General features: G+C 68.0%; 16 protein-coding genes. 7 read left to right on the forward strand and 9 right to left on the reverse strand.

Annotated features, from left to right (window positions below; all coding sequences use genetic code 11):
- Nucleotides 1–132: 132 nt before the first annotated feature.
- The 6 genes from WBK31_RS00255 to WBK31_RS00280 all read right to left on the reverse strand — a co-directional run bounded on the left by WBK31_RS00255 (nt 133) and on the right by WBK31_RS00280 (nt 8,399).
- Nucleotides 133–339, reverse strand: coding sequence for a hypothetical protein (locus WBK31_RS00255; protein ID WP_406674146.1), 207 nt, complete (start codon nt 337–339; stop codon nt 133–135).
- 47 nt (nt 340–386) lie between these two features.
- Nucleotides 387–1,685: a trypsin-like serine peptidase gene (locus WBK31_RS00260; RefSeq protein WP_406674147.1), complete on the reverse strand. Its 1,299-nt coding sequence runs from the start codon at nt 1,683–1,685 to the stop codon at nt 387–389.
- A gap of 483 nt (nt 1,686–2,168) precedes the next feature.
- The gene (locus WBK31_RS00265; protein ID WP_364059387.1) at nt 2,169–3,701 is read right to left on the reverse strand and encodes a hypothetical protein; all 1,533 of its coding nucleotides are present in this window, start codon (nt 3,699–3,701) and stop codon (nt 2,169–2,171) included.
- Between the two features lie 752 nt (nt 3,702–4,453).
- A complete protein-coding gene (locus tag WBK31_RS00270) occupies nt 4,454–5,614 on the reverse strand; it encodes a hypothetical protein (RefSeq protein ID WP_364059384.1) in 1,161 nt (386 codons plus the stop codon).
- Between the two features lie 198 nt (nt 5,615–5,812).
- Nucleotides 5,813–6,922 carry a trypsin-like serine protease gene (locus WBK31_RS00275; RefSeq protein ID WP_364059381.1) on the reverse strand — a complete coding sequence of 370 codons (1,110 nt, stop codon included), beginning with the start codon at nt 6,920–6,922 and terminating at the stop codon, nt 5,813–5,815.
- 301 nt (nt 6,923–7,223) lie between these two features.
- Nucleotides 7,224–8,399: a trypsin-like serine peptidase gene (locus tag WBK31_RS00280; protein WP_406674148.1), complete on the reverse strand. Its 1,176-nt coding sequence runs from the start codon at nt 8,397–8,399 to the stop codon at nt 7,224–7,226.
- 293 nt (nt 8,400–8,692) lie between these two features.
- Between WBK31_RS00280 and WBK31_RS00285 the strand changes: the two genes are divergently transcribed.
- The 7 genes from WBK31_RS00285 (at nt 8,693) to WBK31_RS00315 (ending at nt 13,459) form a co-directional block, all read left to right on the forward strand.
- A complete protein-coding gene (locus tag WBK31_RS00285) occupies nt 8,693–10,129 on the forward strand; it encodes a thiolase C-terminal domain-containing protein (protein WP_406674149.1) in 1,437 nt (478 codons plus the stop codon).
- Between the two features lie 95 nt (nt 10,130–10,224).
- Nucleotides 10,225–10,488 (forward strand): hypothetical protein, encoded by a 264-nt coding sequence (locus tag WBK31_RS00290; protein WP_364059372.1) that lies wholly within the window; start codon nt 10,225–10,227, stop codon nt 10,486–10,488.
- Nucleotides 10,475–10,903 carry a type II toxin-antitoxin system VapC family toxin gene (locus tag WBK31_RS00295; protein ID WP_406674150.1) on the forward strand — a complete coding sequence of 143 codons (429 nt, stop codon included), beginning with the start codon at nt 10,475–10,477 and terminating at the stop codon, nt 10,901–10,903. The genes WBK31_RS00290 and WBK31_RS00295 overlap by 14 nt, the downstream gene beginning before the upstream one ends.
- A 45-nt stretch (nt 10,904–10,948) precedes the next feature.
- Nucleotides 10,949–11,827 carry a hypothetical protein gene (locus tag WBK31_RS00300; RefSeq protein WP_406674151.1) on the forward strand — a complete coding sequence of 293 codons (879 nt, stop codon included), beginning with the start codon at nt 10,949–10,951 and terminating at the stop codon, nt 11,825–11,827.
- A 162-nt stretch (nt 11,828–11,989) separates the two neighbouring features.
- The gene (locus tag WBK31_RS00305) at nt 11,990–12,946 is read left to right on the forward strand and encodes a zinc-binding dehydrogenase (RefSeq protein WP_364059363.1); all 957 of its coding nucleotides are present in this window, start codon (nt 11,990–11,992) and stop codon (nt 12,944–12,946) included.
- A gap of 172 nt (nt 12,947–13,118) precedes the next feature.
- On the forward strand, nt 13,119–13,202 hold the full coding sequence (locus tag WBK31_RS00310) for a hypothetical protein (protein WP_406675431.1): 84 nt from the start codon (nt 13,119–13,121) through the stop codon (nt 13,200–13,202).
- A gap of 5 nt (nt 13,203–13,207) precedes the next feature.
- Nucleotides 13,208–13,459 (forward strand): oxygenase MpaB family protein, encoded by a 252-nt coding sequence (locus tag WBK31_RS00315; RefSeq protein ID WP_406674152.1) that lies wholly within the window; start codon nt 13,208–13,210, stop codon nt 13,457–13,459.
- A gap of 918 nt (nt 13,460–14,377) precedes the next feature.
- Here WBK31_RS00315 and WBK31_RS00320 read toward each other — a convergent pair.
- The 3 genes from WBK31_RS00320 to WBK31_RS00330 form a co-directional block, all read right to left on the reverse strand.
- On the reverse strand, nt 14,378–15,130 hold the full coding sequence (locus WBK31_RS00320) for a helix-turn-helix transcriptional regulator (protein ID WP_378785090.1): 753 nt from the start codon (nt 15,128–15,130) through the stop codon (nt 14,378–14,380).
- Nucleotides 15,130–15,930 (reverse strand): DUF4097 family beta strand repeat-containing protein, encoded by an 801-nt coding sequence (locus WBK31_RS00325; RefSeq protein WP_364059354.1) that lies wholly within the window; start codon nt 15,928–15,930, stop codon nt 15,130–15,132. The genes WBK31_RS00320 and WBK31_RS00325 overlap by 1 nt, the downstream gene beginning before the upstream one ends.
- A 122-nt stretch (nt 15,931–16,052) precedes the next feature.
- Nucleotides 16,053–16,232: a DUF6104 family protein gene (locus WBK31_RS00330; RefSeq protein WP_364059351.1), complete on the reverse strand. Its 180-nt coding sequence runs from the start codon at nt 16,230–16,232 to the stop codon at nt 16,053–16,055.
- Nucleotides 16,233–16,263 lie beyond the last annotated feature (31 nt).

The following is a 16,263-nucleotide window of genomic DNA, read 5'->3' on the forward strand; positions in this document are numbered from 1 at the left end:
ACTCACAGGTCACTCTGGTATGCGAATTGCTCACAAATTCCTCACGAAAGGCCGAAAGGCCCGGCTAGCTGCCGAGCCCTTCGGGGTGCGCCGTCTCCGATCAGGAACGTTCGCTGATCACGAAGCCGCGTCTTACGGAACGAGCTTGCCGGACCACGAGTTCGCGGCGGCCTGGTAGACCACGTTGGTCTCACCGTCGAAGTAAGGCGAGGTGATCGTGTCGTAGCGGTCGTTCTTGTCGAGGTCGACGAAGAGGCTGGTGACACCGTTGACGTAGCCGAGACGCTTGGCGTTGCTGTAGTTGTACAGCCACGGACCACCGTCGTAGCCCGCCGTCACGGCGCACTTGAAGGACAGCTGCTCCTCGACCTTGCGGGATTCGATGATCAGCTTCTTGTGCGAGGTCTTGCCGTAGCACCACTTCGGCGTGACGCCGGTGTACGGCTTGTTGCCGTCCGGGTGCAGGCCCTGCGGGTAACCGAAGGTCCGGACGTTCTTGCCGCCGGCTGGTTCCACGCGAAGCCCTGACCGCCGACGTTGTCGCCGAGGCGGCCACCGCTCTTCAGGCCACTGACGACGATGTAGAAGTCCTTGCGGACCCAGCCCCGCTCAGTGCCCTTCTTCACCCAGTGCTGCACGAAGTAGTGGGTGATGGTGGAGTTGCCGCGCTGGTCGAGCTTGACCGTGCCCGGGAACTTCTCGTTGGGAACGGCCGGCTTGTTGTTCTTCGGGTCCCAGCCCTGGCCCTTGAGGTACTCGATGGCCTCGTTGTACGTGACCTGCTCGACCTCCGGCTCGCCGTACTTGCGACCCTGGCCCTGGCCGGTCTTGGCACGGAAGTACTCCTGGGCCGTGACCTCGCGCTTGGTCAGCTCGGCACCCGGGTAGTCGGGGCCGACCTTCTCGTCGGGCACAGCGCCCTTGAGGTAGTACACGTCCTTGTTGTGCGGGTCCAGACGCTTGCGAGCCTCTTCCCGGGAAACAGGGACTTCCTTGACGAACTTCTCGCCGCGGTACTTCTTGAACTCGTCCCAGTACACCTTCTTCGGCTCCTTGACGGAGCCCTTGAGGGCGTCGTACACCGTGACGAAGGCGTAGTCGCGGTCGAAGTCCTCGTAGACCTCGAAGTCGTAGTGGGTGAAGGCCTGCTTGCCCACGTACAGACCCCACGGGGTCTTGCCCTGGTAGTAACCGGGGACGAACACCCAGCGGGAGACGACTTCCTTGTTCGAAACCACGTCGTAGACGCAGTGCCCGGCCGTGGCGACCAGGTTGCGGTACTTCGACTGGATCGAGGTGCCGGAGCACCAGTAGAGCTTGCCGTCGTGGCCCTCGAAGAAGACCTTACCGATGGTCTTCGGCAGGTTGACGTTCTGAACCTTGACGGACGCCTTCTTCTCGCCGCCGATCGGCGCGGTCATGCCCGGCTTTGTGTCGGCCGTATAGCCGCCACCGGAGACGGTCTTCTTGACCTCGAGCGAGTCGGGGCTGAAGGCCACGGCCTTCTTCAGGGCCGCGTTGTTCGACTTGGTCCAGAACTCGACGATCTCCTGGGCCGCGGCGACGTTCTTCGCCAGGTCGGCGTTGGCGACCTTCGAGTCGGCCTGCGCGGTAGTGGACAGGCCGGCGGCGAGGAGGCCGGTGGCCAGTACGGCACCACCAGCCGGGAGGAGGATGCGCTTCACAGTAACTCCTTGCGCTGTCGTGGGACGCCTTTTGCGTCCCATGCGTCAGTAAAGGGATGCGAGGAACATACAGTCTCGATCTTGAGCTCCGGTAGAAGCTTTGAGATGAAAAAGCGCGACATGCCGGGCGTAATCGATCTGTGATGTTTAAAAGGCGTAAACGCGCGGAGTTAACCGGTGGTGATCGCCGGCCCGTCTTGGCTGATCAACATAAAGAAGGTGTCAGTGTGACGTCCGGAGGGTGATGGGACGCCCCGAATCGGGGCGAAATGTCAAGTGTGATGCAGATCACACAGGTTTGGTGGCACCGTATCGGGCTCCCGTACGTCCAAGGAACCCACAAAATCAGGCGAAACCGGGCGGGGTTCGTTCGGGGGTCGAGCGGAGAGCGCGGTCCGGGAACAGCAAAAGGGCCCGGCGGGATGCCGGGCCCTTCGCTTGTAACGTTGAACGATCGGTCAGAACCGGTCGCTAAGCGTTACGTCAGACAACCTTGCCGGACCAGCTGTTCGCGGCGGCCTTGTAGACCGTGTTGGTCTCGCCGTCGAAGTACGGCGACGAGATGTAGTCCACGCGGCCGTTGCCGTCCTGGTCGTTGAAGGTGCTGGTGACACCGTTCACGTAGCCGAGACGCTTGTTGTTGCTGTAGTTGTACAGCCACGGGCCACCGTCGGCGCCCTCGGTCATGGCGCACTTGAGGGCGACGTGCTCCTCGATCTTCTTGGCAGCAGAACCGACCAGCTTCTTGGTGGTCTTGCCGTAGCACCACTTCGGAGTAATGCCGGTGTAGTTCTTGTTGCCGTCGGGGTGCGCAGCGGCCGGGTAGCCGAACACGCGCACGTCCTTGCCGGTCGGCTGGTTCCACGCGAAGCCCTGACCGCCGACGTTGTCACCGAGACGCCCGGCGTCGAGCGACTTGTGGTCGATGATGTAGAAGACGGTCTTGAAGTACTTCGTGTCGGTGCCGGGCTTGTACCACTGCTGCACGTAGAAGTGCGTGATGGTCCAGTTGCCACGGCGGTCCCGCTCGACCTTGGCCGGGTAGCGGCTCGGGCTGCGGCGCTGCTTGGCCTTGTAGGCGGCGGCCTCGTTGGCGGTCACGACCTCGGTGACGGGCTCACCGAACTTGCGACCGTTGCCCTTGCCGATGCCGGCGCGCTTGTACTGGGCCTCGGACACCTCGACCTTGCCGACCTCGGCGCCCGGGTAGTCGGGGCCGGTCGCCTCGGGGGCGGAGCCCCGCTTGACCCAGAAGGACTCGGTCGAGGTCGGGTCGAGCTTGCCCTTAAGGAACTCTTCCTTGCTGATCTCGACGTCCTTGGCGCCCTTCAGGCCCGTGTACTTGTCCCACTCGGCCTTGGAGACGTTGGTGCTCTTCTCGCTGCCGTCGACCTTGACGCCGTTGTAGACGGTGACGAACGCGTAGTCGCGGTCGTAGTCCTCGTAGACGTCGAAGTCGTAGTGGGTGAAGGCCGTCTTACCGACGTAGATGCCCCAAGGAGCCTTGCCCTGGTAGTAGCCGGGGACGAAGACCCACTTGTCCATCACGTCGCGGTTGGCGCCAGTGTCGTACACGCAGTGACCGGCCGTGGCGACCAGGTTGCGGTACTTCGACTGGATCGAAGTGGCGGAGCACCACTTCTTCTCGCCCTTGCTGTTGACGAAGAACACCTTACCGATGGTCTTCGGCATGTTGACGTTCTGCACCTTAGCGGCGGTCTTCTTCTCCTCGCCGATCGGCGCGGTCGAGCCCGGCTTGGTGTCCGTGGTGGCGCCGCCCTTGCTCTGCAGCTTGGCGACGTCCGTCTTGTCCCAGACGTTGGACTCGGTGGCGGCCTTGAGGGCAGCACCGTTGTTCTCGGCCCAGAACTGAGCGATGGCGTTCGCGTTCGCAGCAGAGGTCGCCAGGTTGTCCTTGGCAACGTCAGACGCGGCGGAGGCCGTACCGGCGAGGCCGGCGGCCAGCAGACCGGTGGCCAGAACGGCGCCACCGGCGGGGATGAGGATGCGCTTCAAGGGAACTGCTCCTTGCTCTGTCGTGGGTCGCAACTTGCGTCCCATGCGTCAGTAAAGGGATGGCAAGGACCATAGCGTGGTGATCTCCGCAGGTGAAACCCGCTTCGCAAGATCCGGCACCCACCCTTACCTCCGTTACCTTTCCGTTATCGGTCAGAGATCTTCGCGCGGCGTGACTAGTGGATCACGTTGTCGCAGGGTATGTGGGAGATGATGCTCTTGAGGTGGAAGTACGGTTAGTATGTCGATACGACGGGTTACCAGATGAATGTGACTTAGATCACAGGAACCAGATTGGAGCCTCCGCCCGTCTAACCTCCCCCTCGCCTCCCAGGTGATCTTCAGCTCCCGCCTCTTGACTCTTCAGGAACCCCGCTCGCACCGGGGGTTTCGTGCATGCGAGGCCCTCTGCGCCGCTGGAGAGCGAAGATCGCGAACGGGCCCTCAGGGCCGCTCTGGCCGTCCCATGACCCCTGTGAAGGCTTGGAGCCGTGCGCGGGCCTCCGCGGGCTCCCAGGCGCGTGTGAGGCGCTTCTAGAGGGGTATGGCGGGGTTCGTTCCGGGGTGAACCGCCGCAAAACCGCGGCTTTATGGCCGATCCACCAGGGAAATCGGACTTGCGGGTGGAACTCTCGCAGAGGCTGAGCTTCAGTACTTAATAGCCTCAGAGACCACGTGTCCGGGCTGAACCGCCCCAGAAAACAAGGCGAGGGTCTCGGTGACCCGAGACCCTCGCCTTCCCCTGGTAGGGCTTACTTGTACAGCTCGCCGTTCCGGCCGACGATCTTGCCGGACCAGACGTTCTTGGCCGCGTTGTAGACCGCCGCCGTCTCGCCGTCGAAGTACGGCGAGGTGATGTAGTCGATCCGGTCGTTGCCGTCCTGGTCGGCGAACGTGCTGGTGACGCCGTTGACGTAACCGGTGCGCTTGCTGTTGCTGTAGTTCAGCAGCCACGGGCCGCCGTCGAAGCCGGGGGTCACCGCGCACTTCAGGCCCACGTGCTCCTCGATCTTGAGCCAGGAGGCGCCGACCCGCTTGCCGGTGGGCTTGCCGTAGCAGTGCTTCGGCGTCACGCCGCTGTACGGCTTGTCACCGTCGGGGTGCGGCGCGGCCGGGTAGCCGAACGCGCGCACCGGCTTGCCGGTGGGCTGGTTCCAGGCGAAGCCCTGGCCGCCGACGTTGTCGCCGAGCCGGCCCGCGTCCTTGACCAGCAGGAGGTGGTAGCGGCCGCCCCAGGCGCGCTTGGGGCCGGTGAAGCGCTGGTATTCGCGCCGGTTCACCGGCTTGACCCGCTGGAGCGTGATGCCGTTGTAGACGGTGACGAACGCGAAGTCGCGGTCGTAGTCCTCGTAGACGTCGAAGTCGTAGTGGGTGAAGGCCTGCTTGCCCACGTAGATGCCCCAGGGAGCCTTGCCCTGGTAGTAGCCCGGGACGAAGACCCACTTGTCCAGCGTGTCCCTGTTGCTGTCGGTGTCGTACACGCAGTGGCCGGCCGTGGCGACCAGGTTGCGGTAGTTCGACTGGATCGAGGTGGCCGAGCACCAGCGGTACTTGCCGTTCGCGTCGACGAAGAAGACCTTGCCGACGGTCTTGGGCAGGTTCACGTTCTGGCCGCCCGCCGCCTTCGTGCCACCGGTCGGCGCGGTCGTGCCAGGACGGCCGTCAGGGGTGTAGCCGCCCTTGGAGACGACCTTCCTGACCTCCTTCGAGTCCCACGTGTACTGGGTCGCGGAACGCAGCGCCGCACCGTTCGCGGCGAGCCAGAAGGAGGCGATGGAGACCGCGGCGGAAGAGTTGCGGGCCATCGGGTCGTGGGCGACGCGGCCGGCGGCCTGCGCGGTGACGGGCAGGCTGGAGGCGATCAGGCCGGTCGCCAGAAGGGCGCCGCCGGCGGGCAGGAGGATTCGCTTCAACGTAACTCCAGGTTGCGCTGGCAGGGAGGTGCCTCTTGCCCCTCCTGAACTCAGCAAACGGACAGCCCGGAACCTACAGCTTTGATCCTCTTCCTGGGAATTTGCTGGAGATCATCCCCGCACGTTCCAAGCGCGCCGTGATCGTCTCGTGACAGAGAAGGCGCTGGACACCTGAGTGGCTCGATCGGTTGCTATGATCTACGTCACATTTGCCGGGGTGGTCAGCCTGGCGGCGTGCCGGTAGACCTCTCCGGTGGTGGTGTCGAAGTAGGGCGACGACACCGCGTCATAGCCGCCCTTGGCGTCCCTGTTCCAGGTCAGGCTGTTGACGCCGTTGAGGCTGCCGAGCCGGCGCGTGTCGTCGTAACCGATCACCCAGGGCCCGCCGCTCGCGCCGGGGCTGAAGTCGCACGGCGCGAGCTCCACGCCCTTTTGCAGGTCGCGGCTCGGCGCGACGGTGAAGCGGGTGGTGCGCTCCGGGCACTTGCGCAGCGTCTTGCCGTTGAACGGGGCCGAGCCGTCGGGCTGCAGCCCCGCCGGGTAGCCGAACGCGGCCACCGAGTACGTGCCGGGCTTCTTGTTCAGCTCGATGCCGAGGCCGCCCACGTTGTCCTGGAGCCGGCCGACGTCCTGCATGACGTAGCCGCCGTTCTTGGCCGTCCAGGTGAAGCCCCGGTGCACGGTGACGAACGCGTAGTCGTAGTCGTAGTCGGCCTTGCCCGACCAGTCCTCGTGCAGGGCGATCGACGAGCCGACGTAGATGCCGTCGGGCGTCTCGCCGTTGGGGCCGGGGTTGGGGACGAAGATCCAGTAGTCGGCGGGCTTGGCGTGGCGGGAGTCGTACGCGCAGTGTCCCGCCGTGGCGACGACGCTGCGGTTCCTGGCCGCGACCGAGGCCGCCGAGCACCAGTACTCCTTGTCGCCGAACCGGAAGAAGACCTTGCCCATGGTCCGCGCGGCGCCGCCCTTGCGCGGCGGCACGGCGTTCACGCTCTGCGCTGCCGTCGAACGCCGGACCGCCGCCACGGGGGCGGCGGATGCGGTGGTGGTCGTGGAGACGTTCTCGGAGGTGCCCGGCGTGGCGGGGTTGAAGCTGTCGGCCTTCTTCAGCCGCTCGGGCTTCCAGTACTCGGCCACCCGCTTGACGTCCGCGGCGGTCTTGGCCAGCGGGGCGGCGTAGACCTTGCTCGTGGGGGCGGCCACCGCGGCCGTCCTGGCCTCCGCGTGCGCGGGCGTCGTGAGCGCAGGCAGCACAAGCAGCGCGCTGCCCAGGGCAGCGGCCGCGAGGTGCCTGGCTCGGGGGATCATGAATTGCCTTTCTCGGGTGGTAACGGTGGATTTTTCCAGAAGTACAGACTCTATTGCAGCTCGGATAGAGATTCGTTACCTGATCAAGAGTGCATCGTGAGCTATAAGGATGTCGTCAGTGATAGCGCGACGATACGCGTAAATGATCATTATCTTGCGGCGTTCGCGCAGGTCAGGGGTGGTGTCAGCGTACCCGAATTTGCGCGTGACGCAGTACCGCGCGCGAGCCGCCCGCGGCGGCTTTCCGTGCACGGCGAGAGGCCCCGGAACCAGGGGAACCGGGGCCTGAGGCGCCGTTCGATCAGCGCGGCATGTTGCCCGTCCAGCGGTTGGCCGCCGCCTTGTAGACCTTGTAGGTGTCGCCGTTGAAGTACGGCGAGGAGATGTGGTCGTAGCGGTCGTTGCCGTCGGTGTCCCACGCGACGCTGTTGACGCCGACGAGGTAGCCGGTGCGCGCGGCGCTGTTGTAGTTGACCAGCAGCGGGCCGCCGCTCGCGCCCGCGGTGAAGGCGCACTTGACGCCGAAGTGCTCCTGGAGGTTGTACTTCTTGGACTCCGGCATCGGCTTGGTCTTGCCGTAGCACCACTTCATGGTCCGCCCGGTGTACGGCCTGTCGCCGTCGGGGTGCTGGCCCGCCGGGTAGCCGAACGAGAACACGTTCAGCTTGGTGCTCCTGTTCCACGTGAAGCCCTGGCCGCCGACGTTGTCGCCGAGCCTGCCGACGTTCTTGACCGTCCAGCGCCAGCGCTTGCCGGCCTTCTCCCAGTCGACCTTGATGCCGTTGTAGACGCTGACGAACGCGTAGTCGTAGTCGTAGTCCTCCTTCACCACGAAGTCGTCGTGGGCGTTGAAGGTCTTGGCGGCGTAGATGCCGTAGGGGGCCTTGCCGGTCCAGGCGGTGTCGCCGTCCCAGTACGACGGGATGAAGACCCAGTTGTCGTAGAAGGTGTTCTTCTTCGTGTCGTACACGCAGTGGGCCGAGGTCGCCACGAGGTTGCGGTACTTGCCCTGCACGGATGTGGCCGAGCAGTAGCGCCAGTTCTTGGGGTTACGGGGGTCGGCCTTCGGCAGCGTGAAGAACACCCGGCCCACGGTGTTGGGCAGGTTGACCTGCTTGCTCTTCGTGCTCTTGGCCTTCTCCGCGCCGATGGGCGGGACGGAGCCGGATGGGCCGTCGGGGGTCTCGCCGCCGGCGCGCTTGAGGCCCTTGGTGGTGAGGTCGAGGCCGTCGTTGTGGTCGGTGGCCCGCTTGACGCGGTCGGGGGTCCAGAACCGGACGGCCTGCTCCGCGGGGGTGGCCGCGTTCCTGGAGACGACGTCGGAACGCGCCGTGCTGCTGCTGGTGGTCGTGGCGGCGGCGGTGCTTGTCGCGGTACCGGCGGTGCCGGCCGCGGCGCTGCTGACCGTCCCTGCCGTGAGCCCGATGGCCATCAGGCCGGCGAGGGGGATCGCGATGCGCCTTGCTCGGGAAGACATGGAGCTCCTCTCAGCTTTCGGCGGCCCAGAGCGGGGTGCTGCGCCCCGGTGGGCCAGGAAAACGCCCGAAACGCTAATGAATGGCTTGAGCGGGCTTCCAGAAAGCGACGAGAAAAAGCATGGGACGGTTCCGTTCTGTTATCTGAATAGCGAATATGCATGTATTCGTGATGGGCATCTCTGCTGGTCGAGGCTGTGTTTAATGTCACTGGCAACAGCTGTAACGGGCATTAGCGTGCGCCACTCGATATGCGGTGCTTATCAACAGAGCGATGTTCTGGTTAGCTGTGCTCATGGATTCACGCACCCCCTGTCTCATCGGCATCGCGCAGCGCACGATTCGCGAGCAACCCGGCCCTGAACCGCTCGATCTGTGGGAGTCGGTCGCGCGCGAGGCCGCCGAGGACGCGCGGCTGCCACCCGACCGGCTCGGCTCGATCCAGATCGTCTGGACCGACTCCTGGCAGTACGACTCGCCCGTCGGCCGCCTCGCCGAGCGTCTCGGGGCCCACCCGCGCCACCGCGCCTACTCGGCCGTCGGCGGCACCGCGCCCCAGCGGCTCATCGGGGAGGCGGCGGCCGGGATCGCGGCGGGCGAGTTCGACAGCGCGCTCGTCGCCGGGGCCGAGGCGCTGGCCACGCGGCGGGCGTACCGGAAGGCGGGGGAACACGCGCCGTGGAGCCACCCCGCCGACCCCAAGCCGCCGTACGGATGGGAGCGCCCGCCGCACCCGTCGGCGCTCGCGCACGGGCTGTTCATGCCCGTGCACACGTACCCGATCATGGAGACCGCCCGCAGGGCCCGGCTCGGCCTCACCATCGAAGAGGAGATGAGCGAGCGGGCCCGGATCATGGCGCCGATGACCGAGGTGGCCGCCGCCAACCCCTACGCCTGGCGCAGGACCGCGCGAACCGCCGACGAGCTCGCCGCCGACCGGCGGTTCGTCGGCTGGCCGTATACGCGCTCCACCGTGGCCGTGCTCGAAGTCGACCAGGCGGCGGCCGTCGTGCTGGCCGGTGCCGGGCTCGCCGACCGGCTGGGCGTGCCTGAGGAGCAGCGGATCTACCTGCGCGGGTGGGCGTACGCCGAGGACACCTGGGAGGTGGCCGCGCGGCCCGACCTCGCCTCGTCCACCGCCGCCGGGGCCGCCGCACGTGCCGCCTTCGAGCGTGCCGGGCTGGAGCTCGGCGACATGGACGCACTCGACGTCTACAGCTGCTTCGCCATCGCGCTGCGCCAGGCGTGCGACGCGTTCGGGCTCGACCCGTGCGATCCGCGCGGGCTCACCGTCACGGGCGGGCTGCCGTACGCGGGCGGGCCCGCCAGCGACTACGTGCTGCACGCGACCGCCACCATGGCCGGGCTGCTGCGCGCCAGGCCCGGGCACGGGATGGTGACCGGCGTCGGGATGCACCTGACCAAGCACACGTGCGCGGTGTGGTCCAGCGAGCCCGGCGGGCGGCTCGGCGACCCTTCGCCCGTGCACGTCGCGCGCGAGGTACCCGTGGTTTCTGCTTGCTCGGGCTCCGGGGTGGTGGCCGGGTACACGGTGGCGCACGGGCGGGACGGCGTCGTGGAGAAGGGGTTCGCGGTGGTGGAGGTGCCCGGCGGGCGGGCGTACGCGGTGATCGAGGACGAGGCGCTGGCGACCGAGGCCGAGCAGCGTGAGCTGGTGGGCCAGGAGGTGCGGGTGAGCACGGACGGCAAGGTCAATGTGGCCAGGTGGTGAGGGAAAGCGGATGCGAAGCCGTGTTCGAGTGACTACTATCCGTGGTTGACATTTTTATGTCACGGGCTCACGCTGGAGTCATGCGGAGGACAACCGTGCGCATCGACGAGGCGCTCCTCAACGAGGCGAAGGCGTACGCGGCCAGAAACGGACGGAGTCTCACCTCAGTGATGGAGGACGCCTTGCGGCAACTGCTCAACCGCGCCACGGAGGCGGCCGAACGGCCCCGCGTGGAGCTCGTCACCAGCGACGCGCGGCTCAAGCCGGAGATCGACCTGACCCCTGAGCTCATCTACCACCTGATGGAGCAAGACGACATCGAGGGATACGGAAAGGCGGAGGCCGATGCAGCTCGCTGACGTCAACATCCTCGTCAACGCCTTCCGTACGGAGGCGCCGCACCACGTCGTCTGCCACAAGCTGATCGATGAACAGGTCAACGGCGAATCCGCCTACGCGGTCTCCGACTTTGTGATCAACGGGTTCATCCGCGTGCTCAGCAACGGAGCCATTCACCAGGATCCGCCGGACATGCGGAAGATCCTCACCTTCGCCGACCAGGTGCGAAATCAGCCTCATGCCATCGTCGTCACTCCAGGGAAGCGTCACTGGGAGATCTTCACCAGGCTCTTCAGGCAGACCGACGCCCGGAGAAAGCTCATTCCCGACGCCTATCTCGCCGCGCTGGCCATCGAGCACGGATGTGAGTTCGTGACCTGCGACAGGGATTTCGCCCGGTTCGAGGGGTTGCGCTGGCGGTCGCCGCTCAACTGAACTGAGCACAAGGGCGCACGCCAGCACTACTCGGCTAGGAACGTCGTGGCGGACCGGTTCGACGTCATCGAGTCAGACGAGCGTGGCCACCGCCGATGGGTCGAGTGGACGGTGGTGGTGGCGCTCGTGGCCATCTGCGCCGTCAGTGTGCTCACCAGCCGGGAGCCCGAGCCCGAGACCGACGCCGAAGGGCCGACGCCCGCGCCCATCTGGTCGCTCACCAGGGTCGAGAGCGCGCCCAACATTCTCACCGCGCGGCCCGCCCGCAAGGGCGGCGACGAGCTGCTCGAGGTCGTCTTCCCCGACGGCACCCGCGCCGAGGTGCGCTACCCGGCTAAGCTGGGGCTCGCGGAGATGGGGTCGCGGCCGTTCTGGAGCGCGTGGGTGGACGGCCGCTTCCGGCAGTTCGTGGCCCCTTACGCCGGTGAGATCGAGATCACCCGGGGCGGCAAACCGATCAGGAACTTCACGCCCAACGTCACCCTCTGGCCGCGTCCTGCGGGCAGCGGGGCGCGCGGGCAGGTGCTGCTGTTCGCGTTCGGGCGGTGGCGGCTCGCCCTGCACGACGTCGGGCAGGGGCTGACGTTCGAGCAGCGGATGACGATGGCCCGCCAGGTGAAGGGACGGGTGACCAAGGACGGCTACCTCGTGCTCTCGGCCGGCAAGGGAGTCCGGCTGGCAGCGCCGGGCACGGTCGTGCAGGGCCGTCCCGTGGGGCCGCAGCTCTGGTTCGGCGGCTTGGGGGAGCGGGTGGCCCTCGTTCCGACGCCTGACTGCGCCGACAGGGCGCGGATGCCGGCCGTGATCGACGGGCCCGGGCGGCGCGGCGAGATGGTGTGCCGGGGTGACGTCCTGGTCGCGGTCACCGGGCCACCCGAGTTCCGGCGCACGGTGCTCGACCAGCTCCGCGTCACGCTCACCTGAGCGCGTCCGTGGCCGGCGGCTGAGCGCGGGCGGCTGGTCGCGGGACGGCCCACCTGAGCGGCGGGCGCGCGGTCGCGCGTGCGCATGCTCACTTGAGCGCGGTCTGGTGGCCGCGCCGGTGCGGGGCTGGGGTGACGGGATGGGCTGAAGTAGGGTGCGGCCATGTTCGCCGTTACCGCCACACAGATCGATCCCGACAATCCGCTCACCGGGCTGACGCTGGGCGAGCACCCCGAGCCGAAGGTGCCGGACGGGTGGACGACGGTCACCGTACGCGCCGCCGCGCTCAACCACCACGACCTGTGGACGCTCAAGGGCGTCGGCATCACTCAGGACCGCCTGCCGATCGTGCTGGGCTGCGACGCCGCCGGCGTGGACGAGGACGGCAACGAGGTCATCGTGCACTCCGTGATCGGCTCGGGCCCCGACGAGACGCTCGACCCGAAGCGGTCGCTGCTGTCGGAGGTGCACGACGGCACGTTCGCGGACCGGGTGGCGGTGCCGCGCCGCAACCTGGTGCCCAAGCCCGCCGCGCTGAGCTTCGAGCACGCCGCCTGCCTGCCGACGGCGTGGCTGACCGCGTACCGGATGCTGTTCGACAAGGCCGGGCTGCAGCCCGGCTCGACCGTGCTCGTGCAGGGCGCGGGCGGCGGCGTGGCGACGGCGCTGATCGCGCTCGGCCGGGCGGCCGGATACCGCATCTGGGCCACCAGCCGCTCGGAGAGCAAGCGGCAGCGGGCCCTGGAGCTGGGCGCCGACCAGGTGTTCGAGCCGGGGGCGCGGCTGCCCGAGCGGGTGGACGCGGTGATGGAGACCGTCGGCCAGGCCACCTGGAGCCACTCGCTCAAGTCGCTCAAGCCGGGCGGGCGCATCGTGGTGTCCGGGGCGACCAGCGGCGCGGTGCCGCCGGCCGACCTGCAGCGGGTCTTCTTCCTGCAGCTGTCGGTGGTCGGCTCGACGATGGGCACGCTGGAGCAGCTGCGGCGGCTCGCGGTGTTCCTGGAGCAGACCGGGGTGCGGCCGGTGGTCGACCGGGTGATGCCGATGACGGAGGCGCGCGACGGCTTCGCAGCCCTGGCGTCGGGCGAGATCTTCGGAAAGATCGTCTTTACCCGGTGAATAAGTGACAAGTTACTTCTGCTGGCTTCTGGGCGATACAGAGGGGATGGGCCCATCACCCAGGAGTGATCAGCATGGACGTTGTGCCGTTCGGCCCGGGCTCGATGCACTGGGACACCGCCGGCGAGTACCGCAACCTCCTCGTGCCGGCAGCGCGCTGGTGCTTCAGACCATGCATCCGGCGGTGGGGGCGGCGGTCGCCGAGCACTCCACGTACCGGCAGGATCCCTGGGGGGGCGGCTGCAGCGCACGCTGATCTCCGTGCAGAAGTGGGTGTACGGCGGGGCCGAAGGGCCCGCAGAGGGGCGGCGGCCGCGGCGGTTACACGCGCCGATCGGCGGCGTGGACGCGCGCGGGCGGCGCTACCACGCCCTCAACGGTGAGGCGTGGGCGTGGGTGCATCTGGCGCTGTTCGAGCGCTTCATCGCGCTCAACCGGTACTTCGGCACGCCGTACACCGAGGAGCAGCAGCGGCGCTTCTACGAGGAGTCGCGGCAGCTCGCGGCGATATGACTCGCGCGGGCCTGCGGGTGCCCGAACGTGAGGTGCCGCCCGACCTGCCGCCCCGGCGGTACCGCCTCCGCTACATGCCCTCGCCTACCACGCCCGCCGCGCCGAACGCCGCTCCTGCCGCGACGCCGCCTGACTCCCGCCTGCCGGTAGGCGGCCCCCACCTTGGGGCTGACGACGTGGGATCGCCGGGGCCCGGCTCGCACGCCTGCTCGAGCGCGCCCGGCTCGCACTCCATGCTGTCTCGCGCTCCATGCTGTGGGGTGGGCGTCTGGTCGCGCACCGCCCATAGCGGGGCGGCGGGGTGTTGCGCCGGGCGAGGGGTGAGGCTTCGGGCACTTGGCCGGAGGGCGGCTGGTGCGCGGGGCCGTAGGAGATCTGGCGGGATCGTGCTCAGCGGTGGTCGGGGCGTAGGTCGGTGGGCGTCTGGGCGGAACGCGCCTGTGGCCGTCGGACCGGTCAAAGGAAGGCGGTCGATTCGCGCCAGTGGCCGTCGGACCGTGTGCGGGAAGGCGGTCGATCCGCGCCGCCTGGCCTGCGTGTGGCTGCGGGCGGCGCAGGACGGCCGGGGCGCATGGCTGGTCAGCGGTGACCGGCGCACGGCTGGTCAGGGGTGACCGGCGCATGGCTGGTCAGGGGTGACCGGCGCATGGCTGGTCAGGGGTGACCGGCGCATGGCTGGTCAGCGGTGACCGCTGCGCGCGCCTGGCCGAGGGCGGCCTGTTCGCGTGCCCGGCCCCGGCGAGCCGCAGAGGTTCAGGGCGTGCGACTCCCGGCAGGCCCCGGTGGTCGGGGCGCGGGTCTCGGGGCGGCTCCCGGTGGTCGGGGCGCGGGTCCCGGGGCGGCTCCCGGTGGTCGGGGCGCGGGTCCCGGGGCGGGCCCCGGTGGTCGGGGGCGTGGGTTTCGGGGCGGGCCCGGTGGTCAACGTTCGAGGATTTCTCTTACGTTGCGGGAGGCGGCGTCGAGGGCGGCGCGGAGGTCGGCGAGCTTCCGCGGGGTCAGCCGGGCCTGCGATGCCTCGCGGCGGGCCTGCCCGACGAAGTCGGCGAGGAGCTCGCCCAGCTCGGCGTCCAGGGCGGCGCGGTCGGCGGGGCCGTCGGACGGCGGGCCGCCGAGCGTGCTCCACGCCTCCTGCCAGATCCTGCGCCACTCTCTGCGCAGCCGCTCGCTCTCGTCCTGCCAGTGCGAGGCGTGCTCCATCCACTGGCGCTTCTGCTCGTCGCGCAGCCGCTTGAGCGCCTCCTTCTGCCGCTGTCGCTGCCGCCGGGCGTCCTCGGCGGTCCCGGTGCGTACGTCCCGCGCCATCCGGGTCAGCTCTTCGCGCAGCGACTTGACGGTGTCGCGGACGTCCTCCTTGACCTCGCGGGCGATGTCGCGGACGGAGGCGGAGATCTCCTGTTCGAGGTCGGCGAGTTCGTCGAGCCGGTCGTTGAGCTCGTCGCGTCCCTTGTCGGTGATGGAGAAGACCTTCTTGCCCGAGACCACCTCGTGGGTCACCAGGCCCTCTTCCTCCAGCCGGGCCAGGCGCGGGTAGATGGTGCCGGGAGAGGGCGAGTAGACGCCGAGGAAGCGGTCCTGGAGCAGCCGGATGACCTCGTAGCCATGGCGCGGGCTCTCGCTCAGCAGCTTCAGCAGGTACAGCCGGAGCCGGCCGTGACCGAAGACAGGGCTCATTACCTCTCTCCCTTGAGCAGCGCGACCTCGCCGTTGACCGTGATGGCCGACAGGGAGGCCATGCCGCCGCCGAGTCGTCCCGACATCGACTTGCTGCCGGGAGCGCTCTTGGTTGACAGTTCCTCGAACGTGCTGACGAGCCGCCCGGAGGTGGACTTGACGCTGACGTCCGCCTCCACGTTCTTGGGCAGCCTGACCAGGATGTCACCGGAGACGCTGTTGAGCGTCACATGCCCGGTGGGGCGGAGCATGAGGTCGGCGGTGATGCGGCCGGAGACGGTGCTGGCCTTCAGCCGCCGCGGCGTGCCCTTGGCCACGGTGAGGTCGCCTGAGACGCTGATGAACGACAGATCGCCCTCCATGGCCCGGCTCTCGACCGCGCCGGAGACGGTGTTGGCCAGCACCTCCCCGCTGACGCCGTCGAGCACGATGTCGCCGGAGACGCTCTTGACGTTCGTGACCCGCTCGAACCCGGCGACCACGGCCGGGGCCGTCACCACGCCCGCCTTGACCCGGCAGGTCCTGGGGACGGCGATGGACAGCACGGTTCTGCGTTTGTCGCGGCGCAGCCAGCCGAGCAGGCCGTCCCAGGTGAGGTCGCGGTAGGCGACGGTGAGCGTGCGGGTCTCCTCTTCGTAGGTGACGAGCAGCGGGGAGGCCGAGTCGATCTCGGCGACCTCCAGGGTGGACGAGCCGTCGCTGGCCAGGACGTCGAGCCGGCCGGCGACGATGCGTACATCGAGGTCGTCGACCTGGTCGAACGTGAGCCGGTCCGGCGCGTCGATCGTCCACTGCGGCATGCTTCCCACCCCTTCTCCACGGACATCGTCTCTACGCAAAACACGATATGTCGCGTTCGAGTCGAACTCAAGATGTATCGCGTCCTGTTTTCGAGACTACCGCCGTGGCCCCGGGCGTGCGGTCACTCGTCCTCGTCGTCGTCCAGCCGCGCCAGCCACGTGGCCAGCCGCTCGATCGGCGTTTCGAACTCGGGGTTGAGGTCGACGAACTCGCGCAGCCGCTCGCCCAGCCACAGCAGGCTGACCTCTTCCTCGCCGCGCCGCTCGACCAGCTCTTCGATCCCCCGATCGGTGAAGTACATCGTCCTCCCTCGAACCTTCCTGGGGCGCGCC

The sequence above is a fragment of the Nonomuraea sp. N2-4H genome, assembly GCF_045291505.1.
Taxonomy (GTDB): domain Bacteria; phylum Actinomycetota; class Actinomycetes; order Streptosporangiales; family Streptosporangiaceae; genus Nonomuraea; species Nonomuraea fastidiosa.